The sequence below is a fragment of the Streptomyces sp. NPDC031466 genome, from assembly GCF_055581265.1.
In genome coordinates, this window is record NZ_JBVIJT010000004.1 from 663742 (window position 1) to 675689 (window position 11948).

An 11948-nucleotide genomic window follows, 5' to 3' on the forward strand; every position below is an offset into this window, starting at 1 on the left:
GTTTGGTGTATCTAGAACTTATTTTTCTTGCCCTTTGCAAGGGTTGGACCTTTTGCTCGAAGCCGTGCCGACCGGGGCCGTGGGACGGGTGGGAGGCGGCTCAAGACAGCGGTGACAGGGCAGGCGGGGACGTCGCGCGCAGGCGCCGGCGCATGTCGCCGTGCCAGGTCAGCTCCTGGCCGCCGGCGCCCTGGGCACTGGCCCGCCACGATGGGCCGGCCTGCTCGGCCAGGCCCAGCTCCTGCAGGATGCGGGTCCCGAAGAGGGCGTCGGTGTGGGCGCAGACCCATGCCATCGGCTCGGCCAGGCCGAACCGCGCGACGGCGGCCCCGATGGCGCGGCGCGTGTCCGGCGCCGCGCGCCGCCACTGCCGCAGGATGTCGGCGAACTGGGACAACGCCAGGTCCTTCGTCACGATCGTCCGCTGGAGCCAGCCCTCCCGGAAGACGTGCAGGCACAGGAAGAGGAAGGCGTGGGGTGTGCTGAGGGCGGGCAGAGTGCGACCGTCGGGGACAGGGACGGTCACGGTCCGCTCGATCACCTGACGCATCGGCACCTGCCAGGTACTGCCGTGCCAGGTGAGGCTGTTGGCGACGTCCACCGAGACGTGCGGCACGCAGATGTCCTCGGTGAGCAGTCTGAAGTGCGGAAGGTGGTCCGGGGACACCCGGTACATCCGCTGGTCGAGCCGGGACATCTCCTTCAGCTTCCCGGTCTCGGGGTCGAAGACGGCGTCCGGTGTGTAACCGAGGTCGATCAGTACGGCCTTCGTCCGTTCGCGGTCGTCAGGAGCGATCATCAGGTCGATGTCGTTGAAGGGGCGCACGGCGGTGTCGTCGTACAGGGTCGACTGGAGCGTCACGCCCTTCGTCCAGGCGGCGCGCACTCCCGCGCGGGCGAGGCCGGCGGAGACGCGGACCGCCTCCCGGGTGAGCAGCCGGCTCCGGTGCTCGCTCAGCCGCAGGTGGTTCAGCACGGGGGTGCGCAGCCGGTGCGGCAGCGCCTTGCGGAGGCCGTGGCGGTTGAGGAAGTCCGCCAGGGCGGGCAGCAGGTTGTGGCGCATCGCCTGCTGGATCAGCTCGCCGTGGTCGAAGTCCGGCTGGTTCAGGTACGCGGCGCGGCCGTCCGGCTCGGCGTCAAGGCCCTGGTGTTCGGCGACCAGTTCGAGTACCGCCCAAGCGGTGTCCTGGGCGCCGAGCGGGTCGAGGGGGGCCTCGGGGTGCCGCGACGCCATCAGGTGCCGTATCCGTGGTGCTCCCCCACCGGCCCGGCGGTGGACCGGCGCAGGTCGTGCGAGACGCGCATGCGCCGCCGGGCCTCGGCGCGGTCGATCGGGTGGTTGTCGTCCCACGCGATGGAGTTGCGCATCAGCGCGGCGAGCGCCGGGTCGATGCTCTCCAGGTATCCCGGATCGCGCATGTACGAATACGACGTCTGACCGCCGGTCGGTTCGTCCATGGACTGGACGTTCATGTGCAGTGTCCTGCGGAACTGGTCCGGCGCGCACGAACCCCGGTGCAGCATGTGGTAGTTCATGTAGATGACGTCCCCCGCGCCGCACTCCACCTGGACCTCGCCGGCCAGCGGTCCGGTGCTCCGGGCGTAGACGGCCTCGCGCTCGACGTCGGTGAGCGGCCGGCGGTGGGAGCCGGGGATCGCCCGGAACGACTTGTCCTCGGTCAGGCAGACGTTGAACTGCACGTGACGCGGTTTACCGTTCGGTTCGTAGTGCTCGTGCTCGTGGTTGTCCTTGTGCCAGTTCAGCTCATAGGGCATGAACTGCGGTGACCACAGCAGATGGGCGGCCCAGAAGCGCAGGTGCGGACCGAGCACGGCATGGCTGAACTCCATGAACTTGCGGTGGCCGAACACCGCGCCGAGCTCGGGTTCGTAGAGATTCGGCGCGAACATGTTGTCGACGCCCCAGGTGTCGACGGCGCCCTCGGCCCGGTGGGTGTACCGGGGTACGGTCGGCGCGCCGAAAGCCGAGGGATCCGCCCGGACCTTGGCGACCACCCGCTCCGTCGCGGCGAGCATGCCGGAAACCTCTTCGGGGGTGAACACGTTCCGGACCACCGTGTATCCCTGGACGGCGAACCGTTCCACATGGGCTTCCAGGGTCTCTTCCGCCGGTGCCACACTCATTCTTGAGCCGCCGCCTTCCCGTCGAAACGGTTCGGACTCGTATCCTTGCGGGCCGAGGCTAGCAGCGCTTTCCGCGACCGGCACCGACTTCAAGTTGCTGGTTAAAGTCCCACTCCGCAGGAAGAATCGGGCCGGGTCGGGCATGCTACGCCCGGCCGGTCGGGTAGGGGGAAAGCACGTTCCGCCGACAGGGGCGAACGACAGCGCAGACCAGTGCAGTCACAGAGAAATGGTTCCCTTATGCCAGCGACGGTGCTCGTGACCGGTGGAGCCGGTTTCATCGGCAGCCACACCTGCGTCGAACTCCTGCGGCACAACCATTCCGTGGTCGTGGTCGACGATCTTTCCAACAGTTCCCTGCGGGCTCTTTCACGGGTGGAGCAGGTGACTGGAAAAGCGGTAGACGCCTTCCATCAGGTGGACATACGGGACCGGCACGCCCTCGCCGGGGTGTTCAGCCGCCATCGCCCGGACACAGTGATCCACTTCGCTGCGAGAAAGGCGGTCGGGGAATCCGTCACCATGCCCGCCGAGTACTACGACACCAATGTGGGCGGGACCATCACCCTGCTGTCGGTCATGCAGGAACACGGCGTGCGGCGCCTGGTCTTCTCGTCGTCCTGCTCGGTCTACGGAAACGCGGACAAGGTGCCCCTGGGAGAACTGGATCCGGTCGCCCCCACGAATCCGTACGCCGCCTCCAAGCTCATGTGCGAGCAGGTGCTGACCGACTTCTGCCGACGCCTGCCGGAGTGGAAGGTGCTGGCCCTGCGCTACTTCAACCCGATCGGCGCCCACCCCAGCGGCCTGCTGAACGAGGAGCCCCGGGGCGCGTTGAACAACATCATGCCGCTGCTGACCCGCGTCGCGGTCGGCCGGCTGGCACGGCTCGACGTGTACGGGGGCGACTACCCCACCGCCGACGGCACCGGCGTACGCGACTACATCCACGTCATGGACGTCGCGGAGGCCCACCGCGCCGCCGTGGAGCGCATTGACGACGCGAGCGGCATGCGCACCTTCAATCTCGGCACGGGGCAGGGCACGTCGGTCCTGCAGCTCGTGCGCGAGTTCGAGCGGGTGTCGGGGCGGGCCATCCCCTACCGGGTCACGGCGCGCCGCCCCGGGGACGTGGCCGTCCTCGTCGCCGATCCGGCCGCGGTCGCCCGGGCATGGAACTGGACCACCACCCGGGATCTCACCGCGATGTGCCGGGACGCCTGGCGGGCCCAGCGGCGCAACCCCGCGGGTCACTCCGTCTGAGGTCCGGCCGGCGTGCGCCCGGCGGAACCAGTTCGCGGGGGTCCACTGTCGCCAGGTACGCGCCGAGAGGGCGGTCCAGGCAGACGCGGGCCGCGGCGCCGGCCGCCGCGGAGCAACCCGGCACGGCGATGCCGACGCGGCTGGCGGCGAGCAGGTCGGCGTCGTTGTCGCCGTCACCGAAGGCCACCACCCGCGTCAGATCCGGCTCGCCGAAGCGCTCGGCGAGCAGCTCGGCGAGGCCCCTCGCCTTGCCCCGGCCGACCACCGTGAACACCGTGGCGCCGAAGGCGTTGAGCGGTCGTCGCCGTGTACCGGGGACGTCCGGCGGCGCGTCGCCGAACACCACAAGGCGGCTGGCCGCTCCGGTCGGTGCCGCGACCTCGATGTCCCGGCGCGGGATGCGGTACGCCACGGCGTACGCGGCCGCCGCGCGCCGACTGGACGCGATCAGTCGGCCCCCACCGCATGAAGCGACGACGTCCGCGCAGGTCCGTGTCACGTCCACCACCGCCGAGGACGGCAGCGAGGCCACCGTCCGGCAGCGCCCTCCCGCCCGGTCCAGGACGATGTCGCCGTCCTCCAGCAGTACCTCGGGGTGAAAGAGGGCGAGCAGCGGATCGAGCGACAGACGCAGGAATCCGGGGTGCGAGCGTCCGGTCACGATGATCGGAAGGAGCCCCAGATCACGTAGCCGGGATATCCCGGCCACCACCGTCGCCGAGGTCGCGCCGTCCGCGTCGAGCACCGTGCCGTCCAGGTCGAAGGCGGCGTAGCGCAGATCGTCGTCCCGGTGCTCGGGCCGTGCGGCGTCTATTCCTCCACCTTCTTGTCGAGGAGGCCGACGATGCTTTCGACGGTCGCGAAATTCTCTATGCCCAGTTCGTCGTCCTCGAAGAGAATCCCGAATTCGTCTTCCAGATACAGAGTCAGCTGAACGCTGGTCAGCGAATCGAGGCCATGTGCGGAGAGCAGGTCGGTCTCGGGGAAATCGGCGGGCGACTTCAGCAGAGCACCGACGTGTTTCCGGACCTTCTGGGCGATCTCGCTTCTTTCCAAGGAAGTCCTCACAGCCTCGCGACTTTTATCGGCCACGGCCGGTCTGCGCCGACACCTGGCCAGCCTTTTGCCGTCACCCTAGGATCGGCCCCAAAAGCTGTCAACAACATTCAGTCTCCGCTGGATGACCCCGGGGTTCATTGCCCTGGGTTTGTGCCCACTGTTACGCTCCACGACCGGCTCGCGTGCCGTCGGTGCGCCTGGCCCTTCCCGGGTGAGAAAGAGGTAAGCACTCCGTGATGATCCGTACTGAATACGCCCGGCTGTACATGGATACGCGGTTGCACCACAGCTCGGGGTATTTCACAGCTGCCGACATGTCACTGGAGAGCGCCCAGCAGGCCAAGACCGAGGCGATTTTGCGCAGTTGCCGCATACGGCCGTCGATGCGTGTGCTCGACATCGGCTGCGGCTGGGGCGCGACCGCGCGCGCCGCGGCCGACGAGTACCGGGCCGAGGTGATCGGCATAACGCTGAGCAGTGAGCAGCACGCGTACGCCGTGGCACGGGAGACCGGCAGGCCCACGTCCCAGCGCGTCGATTTCCGCTTGCAGCGGTGGGAGGATTTCGACGAGCCCGTGGACCGCATCATCTGCGTCAACGCGTTCGAGACCTTCGAGAACAAGGACGCGTTCCTGCCGCACTGCCGTGCTCTTCTGCCACCCGGCGGCGTCATGGTCATGCTCGCGGTGACCGCGGAACGGCCGATCTTCCGGGTCGCCCCCAAAGGGCGTGTCATCGAGGACGGTGAACGCGCCGGGTTCGAGGTCGCTGTCTCGGAGTCCTTGAGCGCGCACTACGCGAAGACCCTCGAACTCTTCGTCGGGAACCTCCGCCGGAACAGGCAGCAGGCGCTCGCGCTCGCGGGCGAGGCCGAGGTGGACAAGCAGGTGGCGCACTACGCGCAGTGCGCTCAGTTCCTCAGGCGTGGCATGAACGACATGTTCGAGTTCGTGTTCACCGCTCGATGAGCGCGGAGGGAGCCGGCGGCCGCGCCGGTCAGGCGATGCGCAGGGGCGTGGCGGGAGGCCCGTCGGCCACTACCGCGCGCACGAGATCCACGAATCCGGGCGGGCGCACCACTTCCGACGACGCCGCCAGCTCGTCCAGCGGCCACCACCGGATCTCCTTGATGACCTCACGCTCGCTGTCGGTCATGAACTGGCCGGTGGTCCGGGTCTCGCGGGTGAGGCAGAGGAAGTAGCGCTCATGGCTGCGCACCCGTCCGTGCTTGGGCAGGTCCAGATCGAGTTCGCGCAGCCACAGCTCCCCGCCGATCTCCACGTCGACCAGGCCGGTCTCCTCGCGCAGCTCGCGGGTGAGCGCCGCCTCGGCCGTCTCCCCCTCCTTGACCCCGCCCCCGGGCGTCACCCAGTAGTGCAGCAGCCGCGGGTTGGCCGGGTCCACCGGTGCCGAGTCCTCGGCGCGCAACAGCAGCACCTCGCCCGATTCGTTGAGCACCAGGCCTCGTGCCGAGGGCCGTACGCGCATGGTGGTTCCCCTCTCATGCCGCTGCGGCATGCGTATGGCGGCGGAGCTCCTCCGCACCGGCGGCGATTTTACGGAACGCCTCGGCCAGCTCGGTCAGCGTCTGTGCCGACAACGGCCGCGGAAAGGCGGGCAGACGCCAGGCGGATCGCACGTATTCCTCGCTCCGCGGCAGGTCGCCGGCCCGGTACAACCGCCGGTCCGGGTCGACGTGGAATGTCGTGATGCCGGTCTCCGTACGGCTGAAGAACGGTTCCCGGTGCAAGGGCGAGGACGTCGGCACGGTGGCCGGTACGCCCTCGGCCCGCAGGGCGTCGATGAACACCGAGCGGGGCAGGCCGCCCCAGGCCGCCGGGTCGTACAACGGCTGGTAGCTGTAGCAGCCGTGCCGGGAGACGTGGTCCTGTCGGGGCGCCGGGGCGAGGCCGGGCGTCCCGCGGAGAATGTCGTCGTAGGCGCGGAAGTTGGCGGCGCGCCATTCGAGGTGCTGGTCCAGCCGCTCCAGCTGGCCGATGGCGAGCGCCGCGCCGAGCGGGTGCATGCGGTAGTTGAGGCCGTAACCGAGTTTCGCGAAGGGCATCAGCCCTGGTGTGGTCACCTCCGTTTCGGACCGTGCCGCGAAGTGGCCGAGCATGACCGCACGTTCGTAGACGGTGGTGTCCGATGTGGCGAGGATCCCGCCTTCGCCGGCGGCGACCATCTTGCGGCCCTGGAGGCTGAACGCCGCGACGTCGCCCCGGGTGCCGACCTCGGCCCCGGACGTCGCCGCGCCGTGCGCCTGGGAGCAGTCCTCCACCACCTTCAGGCCGTGCCGGCGCGCGAAGCGCATGGCTCGCTCCATGTCGACCGGGTGCCCGGAGAGGTGGGTCACCACCATCGCGCGGGTGCGTGCGGTGACGTGCCGCTCCGCGTCGTCGAGATCGATGTTGCCGGTGTCCGGTTCGGCGTCGACGAGGACCGGTGTCGCGTTGCAGGCGACGATCGGCATGACGGTGGCCAGATAGGTGTACGACGGGGCGAGCACCTCGTCGCCGGGTGCCAGGCCGATCCCGAAGAACGCCGAGTGCAGGGCCGCGGTACCCGAGCTGGTGGCCAGCGTGTGGGGGCGGCCGAGTCTGGCCGCGAAGGCGCCCTCCAGCTCGGCGACCATGCCCTCGCTGGCGTCGTACGAGATCTCGCCCCGGCGGGCGGCGTCGGCGACGCGGGTCACATCGGTGTCACTGACGATGGGCCATGCCATCTCGACCGGTTCGCGCACCGCCGGCTCGCCGCCGAGGATGGCCAGGTCACTCATGCGTGTGCTCCTTCTTGCGGGTGGCCGCCGTGCGCAGCTCGTGGATCAGGGTGTCGGCGTCGGGGCGGCTGACCCGGATCAGTCGGACACCGAGGGGGGCCAGGCGCCGGAACAACTTCGCGTTCTCCCGGCGCTGTTCGCGGTGGACGCGGAGGGCGTACCAGAGGATCGAGTCGGGGCCGATCGCGTGCCACCAGGTCTCGACGTTGCCGGCCGACCACATGGGTTCCCGGCGCCGGGCGCGGGCCACCGTCCGGTGGACCAGGCGCGGCAGGCTGACCCGCAACGGGGTGTCGACCCAGATGACCGTGTGCGCCCGGGCGGCGTACGCCTCGACCGCGGCGCCGTACTGGCCGTCGACCACCCATCCCGGTTCGTCGATCCGGGCACCCACCGCGTCCAGGAAGGTGTCGGCCTCGGCGGGCACCCAGTCCTCGGCCCAGAAAGCGTCGTCCAGTTCGACGTGGCGCAGGTCCAGCGCGGCCGCCAGTCGTCGGGCGAGGGTCGACTTGCCCGCGGCGGGCGTACCGACCACCCAGACGCCCACGCGAGCGTTCACCTCCGGTCCAGCGCGGCCACGAACTTCACGGCGTCCGCCCAGTCCATGTCCTCGGTCAGTTCGAACAGCGGACCCGTGTGTTCCCCGCTCTCGACATACGGGTCGCCCGCCACCCACTCGACCTCGTCGGCGCAAAGGCCCGCCGCCGTCAGACGCCGCCCGAACGCGGTGTCCTGCGGGCGGATCGGAGAACCGCCGGCCGAGAAGTAGCGGACGATCGTGGCCATTCCCTCGGGCGCTCCCGGGGAGACGTGGACGCCGTTGCGGCGGGTCGACACCCGGTCCAGGCCGAGCGACCGGCCCTCCCTGAGCAGGATGCCCTTGATCGAGTGCGGCCGCGCGTCCCTCGGGTCGGTGGCGCCGACGAGGTCGCGCCGGATCGTCGGCAGCGCCAGCTCCGACCAGCATTCGAGCAGCGCCACCGCCCCGCCCGGCGCGGTGAAGTGGGCGACCTGCTGGGGGTGGAACGGATTCAGGATGACCAGGTCCTCGCCGTCGACGGACGCCCGGATCGCGTAGGTGCCGGTGCCCAGCTTGGCGACCTCGGTGTTGCGGGTCAGCAGCTCCAGGGCGAAGGGCGTCATGTCGGGGACCTCGCCGAGCAGCTCGAACGCCCCCACGACACGGCCGCCCCCGGCGCGGAACCCGGGGTAGGTGTCGTCCAGGCGCTCGACGGCGGCCGGTGACATGCCCGCCGGGCCCGTGCGGGCGACGCGGTTCAGCGCCGGGTAGTGCGACTCGACGACGGCGTGCCGGGCCACGAACGTGCTCGACAGCACCCGGACCGCGCCGATCTGCACGCCGCGGTCGGCCAGGACGTCCAGCACGCGGGCGAGCGGCCTGGAGCCGTCACCGCCGCGCGGGAGCACCAGTTCGGGTTTGAGCATCACCAGGAACTGGTGCTGGTCCACGTGGCCGCCCGGCGCGTAGGGGCGGATCCAGGCCTCGGTCGCCGCCGACGGCCGTGCGGCGCACCGCCGGACGGCGGCGGCGATCGTGGTGGCGAGCGCGTTCACCACATCGTGATCCCGTCGAACACCAGCTCCCGGGTCACGTCGCCCATGTTGGCCAGCCGCTTCGTGATGATCCCGGTCGCGATCGAGCGCTGGTCCTCGCTCAGCTCTCCGTGGGCCTCCACCACCACTTCGTCGGGCTGGTCCAGGCGCGCCTCCTTGGACGTGAAGATGTGCGTATCCACCGGCAGGTCGATGGCCTCGCTCACCTCTCTGGCCAGTTGGTGCGCCAGGACGCCGTACAGCTTGCCCGTGTGGTCGAGCGGGTTCTTGCCGGCGGGGGCCTCGATGCTCATCGACCGCATCGGCGTGATGAGGCCGTTCAGCCGGTTGCCGCGGCCGACGACACCGACGTCCCCGGTGTCCGCGACCGAGCCGAGCGCGGTCAGGTAGGGCCGCTTGTTCCGGTCGGTGGGGTTGAACAGCAGGTCGGGCACCAGGCCGAAGGTCTCGCGCAGGTGGTCCGCCACCTGCTGCCGGCACTCGGCCTTGCGCCGGAGGTAGGTCTCCATCGAATCGATGTGCCGCGCGAGGAAGGGCATGTTGACGATCAAGCGGTACTGGTCCCCGCGTCGGCTGCCGAAGACCTTCACGTCCCAGCCGGTGTCGGGGTTCTTCTTCTTGAACCCGGATCCGTTGATCAGCTGTTCCGTGCCGTGCACCATCGCTTCGAGCGTGCTCAGCGGGTGGTAGCCGTGCAGCAGGTTGCAGTCGTTCGACACGAGGTCGGGGTCTCCGATCTCGATCAGATCGTCCATGACCTGGGGGCGGTAACGGGAGTGTCCGCGCCCGGACCCCTGGTGGTCCACCACCTCGCACTGGACGGTGAGGTGGCGCTTCGGGTCGAACCCGGTGGTCACCTCGGTAAGTGTGTCCGCGGCCGCCCTGAACAGGATGTCCTCGAGCGGTATCGGCCGGTCGGCGTAGCGGTGGGCGCCCTTGCCCGCGTACAGCACGGTGTAGGGCTTCGTCAGTTCGCCCTCGCCGAAGTCGATGGTGGCCTCGCCGCCGAAGAGCATGACCTTGTCGAACCAGTGGTGCGCGACCCGGCCGAAGTGCTCGACGCAGTACTGGGCGTAGTAGCGCGAGGCGCGTTCGGCGATCGCGTCGCACATCGTGTCCGGGTGGCCGACCCCTTTTCGTTCGACGAGTTCGTAGTCGGGAGCCGCCCCGCCACCAGGGGGGACGGAAGCGATGGAGACAAAGGTCCCGGTCACCGGGTTCCTCCGTGGGTAGGTCCGTTGGGAGCGAGCGGTTGCTACAGGGGGAGTTCGATCCGGCGACGCCGTTCGAAGACGTACCAGTGGCGGTAGCCGAGTTCTCGGAGCGTCCGGCGCACTTCCTCGTGTTCGTCGCCGACCCGCTCGGGGTCGTGCGCGTCGGATCCGAACGTCAGCTTGACGCCGTAGTGGGCGGCCATCTCCAGGATGGCGGGGTCCGGGTACCAGCCGCCGCACTCCTTGGTACTGCCCGAGGTGTTCACCTCGACCACCACGTCGGTTTCGGCGAAGGTACGCACCATCCGTTCCGTCGCGGGGGTGGCGATGGACGACATGGCGGGGCACGCCGCCTTCACCGCGTCGACGTGGCCGAGTACGTCGAACAGGCCGCTGCGGGCCGACTGGCCGACCAGGTCGCAGTACTTCTCCTTCGCCCGCTTCAGGTCGTCCGGGGTGGCGTCCTGCCAGCGTTCCGGACGGAAGAGGTCGACGCCGTCCATGACGTGCACCGACCCGATGACGTAGTCGAAGTCGTGGCGGCGCAGCGTCCGGCGGTAGAGGCCGACGTGCTCGGGGAAGAAGTCCGACTCGACGCCCACCAGGACGCGGATCCGGTCCGCGTACTCCTCGCGCAGTTCCTCGGCTTCGGCGACATACCGGGGGAACTCGCTCTTCGCCATGGCGACCCAGGGGCGGTGGTGGTCCTCGGGCTCGGCGAAGAAGGGGGTGTGGTCGGAGAAGCCCAGCGTGTGGAGTCCGGCGTCGATGGCGGCGCGCACGTAGTCACGCATGGTCCCCCGCGCGTGGCCGCACCGGTCGTGGTGGGTGTGGAGGTCGAACATCTGTGATCAGTCCCGGGCGACGCGGTCGACGTAGTCACGGAACCTGCGGATGCCCTCCGACTCCGGTGCGCCCCGCGGCGGGTTCTTGAAGAGGAAGGCGCACACGTCGTCGACGCAGCCGGCGTGCCCGTGTTCGGCGGCGACCTTCGCGACGCGTACCGCGTTCACCAGGACGCCGGCCGCGTTGGGGCTGTCCTCGACCTGCATGCGTACGTCGAGCACGAGGTCGGAGTCCAGCACCGACGCCGCTTCGATGCGGATGAAGCAGGTCTTCTCGTCGCCCAGGTACTCCACGAACCCGTTGGGACCGGCCGAGACGGTGCTCGCGTCGATGCCGGCCGCGCTCAGGGCGTTGCGCTTCGTCCGCACCTTGCCGGCCGCGCGCCGGGGGTCGGACAGGTTGAGGAAGTCGGTGTTGCCGCCGACGTTGAGTTGATAGGTGTTGACGACGGCGAGGCCGCGTGAGCGCAGCAGTTCGATCAGCGCGGTGTGCAACGTCGTGGCGCCCAGGTGGCTGCGCAGGTCGTCGCCGAGGAGCGGCACCCGGTGGTCGACGAAGGCCGCCGCGATCTCGGCGTCGTGGGCGACCGGTTCGGGGGTCGCGTTGACGAAGGCGACGCCCGCCTGCACCGCGGCGCGGGCGTAGGCCTGTACGGCGGCGGTGGCACCGGTCGGCAGGAGGCACACGAGGACGTCCGCCGCGACCGCGGTCAGCCGGTCGGCCACCTCGTCGACCGTCACGTCACGGCTCGCCGGGTGCGGCTCGATGACGCCCTCCAGGTTGCCGCCCACGCCGTCGAGCAGCGGGCCGGGCTCCACGAGAACGCCCGTGGGTTCGACGTCGACGTGGAGCGCGGCGGCCACCGGCGGTGTGGTGATCGCCTTCACCACGTCGAGGCCCACCTTGCGGCGATCGACGTCGAACGCCGCGACGAACCGCATGTCGTTCACCCGGTACCCGCCGATACGCGCGTACATGATGCCGTTCATCGGTCCGGTGTCCGGCGGGGTCAGGCCGGCCGTCTGCACGAGACTCGAAGCACAGGATCCTATGCCCGCGAGAGCAAC

At 69.7% G+C, this 11948-nt stretch carries 13 protein-coding genes; 2 read left to right on the forward strand and 11 right to left on the reverse strand.

What is annotated here, in order from left to right:
• Window positions 1-100: 100 nt before the first annotated feature.
• On the reverse strand, window positions 101-1234 hold the full coding sequence (locus tag ACZ5GP_RS11765; protein WP_468750685.1) for a nucleotidyltransferase family protein: 1134 nt from the start codon (window positions 1232-1234) through the stop codon (window positions 101-103).
• Window positions 1234-2145, reverse strand: coding sequence for a phytanoyl-CoA dioxygenase family protein (locus ACZ5GP_RS11770; RefSeq protein WP_468750686.1), 912 nt, complete (start codon window positions 2143-2145; stop codon window positions 1234-1236). Before ACZ5GP_RS11770 ends, ACZ5GP_RS11765 begins: the two co-directional genes overlap by 1 nt.
• A 240-nt stretch (window positions 2146-2385) precedes the next feature.
• Here ACZ5GP_RS11770 and galE point away from each other — a divergent pair, with 240 nt between their 5' ends.
• The gene (gene galE / locus ACZ5GP_RS11775; protein ID WP_468750687.1) at window positions 2386-3408 is read left to right on the forward strand and encodes a UDP-glucose 4-epimerase GalE; all 1023 of its coding nucleotides are present in this window, start codon (window positions 2386-2388) and stop codon (window positions 3406-3408) included.
• Here the strand turns inward: galE and ACZ5GP_RS11780 are convergent.
• Both ACZ5GP_RS11780 and ACZ5GP_RS11785 read right to left on the reverse strand, forming a co-directional pair.
• Window positions 3344-4315 carry an HAD family hydrolase gene (locus ACZ5GP_RS11780; protein WP_468750734.1) on the reverse strand — a complete coding sequence of 324 codons (972 nt, stop codon included), beginning with the start codon at window positions 4313-4315 and terminating at the stop codon, window positions 3344-3346. The two genes, galE and ACZ5GP_RS11780, sit on opposite strands and share 65 nt — an antisense overlap.
• The gene (locus ACZ5GP_RS11785; protein WP_468750688.1) at window positions 4219-4464 is read right to left on the reverse strand and encodes an acyl carrier protein; all 246 of its coding nucleotides are present in this window, start codon (window positions 4462-4464) and stop codon (window positions 4219-4221) included. The genes ACZ5GP_RS11780 and ACZ5GP_RS11785 overlap by 97 nt, the downstream gene beginning before the upstream one ends.
• Before the next feature lie 239 nt (window positions 4465-4703).
• On the opposite strand from ACZ5GP_RS11785, the gene ACZ5GP_RS11790 reads away from it, so the two are divergent.
• A complete protein-coding gene (locus tag ACZ5GP_RS11790; RefSeq protein ID WP_468750689.1) occupies window positions 4704-5435 on the forward strand; it encodes a class I SAM-dependent methyltransferase in 732 nt (243 codons plus the stop codon).
• Between the two features lie 28 nt (window positions 5436-5463).
• Here ACZ5GP_RS11790 and ACZ5GP_RS11795 read toward each other — a convergent pair whose 3' ends face one another.
• From ACZ5GP_RS11795 to ACZ5GP_RS11825, 7 genes are read right to left on the reverse strand one after another with little or no spacing between them, the layout of a single operon-like run.
• Window positions 5464-5955 carry an NUDIX hydrolase gene (locus ACZ5GP_RS11795; protein ID WP_468750690.1) on the reverse strand — a complete coding sequence of 164 codons (492 nt, stop codon included), beginning with the start codon at window positions 5953-5955 and terminating at the stop codon, window positions 5464-5466.
• Between the two features lie 13 nt (window positions 5956-5968).
• Window positions 5969-7246: a DegT/DnrJ/EryC1/StrS family aminotransferase gene (locus ACZ5GP_RS11800; RefSeq protein WP_468750691.1), complete on the reverse strand. Its 1278-nt coding sequence runs from the start codon at window positions 7244-7246 to the stop codon at window positions 5969-5971.
• The gene (locus tag ACZ5GP_RS11805; RefSeq protein ID WP_468750692.1) at window positions 7239-7805 is read right to left on the reverse strand and encodes an AAA family ATPase; all 567 of its coding nucleotides are present in this window, start codon (window positions 7803-7805) and stop codon (window positions 7239-7241) included. The genes ACZ5GP_RS11800 and ACZ5GP_RS11805 overlap by 8 nt, the downstream gene beginning before the upstream one ends.
• Window positions 7802-8821, reverse strand: coding sequence for a hypothetical protein (locus ACZ5GP_RS11810; protein WP_468750693.1), 1020 nt, complete (start codon window positions 8819-8821; stop codon window positions 7802-7804). The genes ACZ5GP_RS11805 and ACZ5GP_RS11810 overlap by 4 nt, the downstream gene beginning before the upstream one ends.
• Entirely contained in the window at window positions 8818-10035 is a 1218-nt protein-coding gene (locus tag ACZ5GP_RS11815; RefSeq protein WP_468750694.1) for a methionine adenosyltransferase, read from the reverse strand. The genes ACZ5GP_RS11810 and ACZ5GP_RS11815 overlap by 4 nt, the downstream gene beginning before the upstream one ends.
• A gap of 41 nt (window positions 10036-10076) precedes the next feature.
• Window positions 10077-10880, reverse strand: a complete 804-nt coding sequence (locus ACZ5GP_RS11820) for a histidinol-phosphatase (RefSeq protein WP_468750695.1) — start codon at window positions 10878-10880, stop codon at window positions 10077-10079.
• A 6-nt stretch (window positions 10881-10886) separates the two neighbouring features.
• Complete coding sequence (locus ACZ5GP_RS11825) at window positions 10887-11909, reverse strand: inositol-3-phosphate synthase (protein WP_468750696.1); 1023 nt, start codon at window positions 11907-11909, stop codon at window positions 10887-10889.
• Window positions 11910-11948: the final 39 nt, after the last annotated feature.

Excerpts from the sequence above, each read along its gene's own strand:
- ACZ5GP_RS11790 (WP_468750689.1), top strand. The coding sequence starts at position 4,704 with ATGATCCGTACTGAATACGCCCGGCTGTACATGGATACGCGGTTGCAC.
- ACZ5GP_RS11800 (WP_468750691.1), bottom strand. The coding sequence starts at position 7,246 with ATGAGTGACCTGGCCATCCTCGGCGGCGAGCCGGCGGTGCGCGAACCG.
- ACZ5GP_RS11770 (WP_468750686.1), bottom strand. The coding sequence starts at position 2,145 with ATGAGTGTGGCACCGGCGGAAGAGACCCTGGAAGCCCATGTGGAACGG.
- galE (WP_468750687.1), top strand. The coding sequence starts at position 2,386 with ATGCCAGCGACGGTGCTCGTGACCGGTGGAGCCGGTTTCATCGGCAGC.
- ACZ5GP_RS11765 (WP_468750685.1), bottom strand. The coding sequence starts at position 1,234 with ATGGCGTCGCGGCACCCCGAGGCCCCCCTCGACCCGCTCGGCGCCCAG.
- ACZ5GP_RS11820 (WP_468750695.1), bottom strand. The coding sequence starts at position 10,880 with ATGTTCGACCTCCACACCCACCACGACCGGTGCGGCCACGCGCGGGGG.
- ACZ5GP_RS11795 (WP_468750690.1), bottom strand. The coding sequence starts at position 5,955 with ATGCGCGTACGGCCCTCGGCACGAGGCCTGGTGCTCAACGAATCGGGC.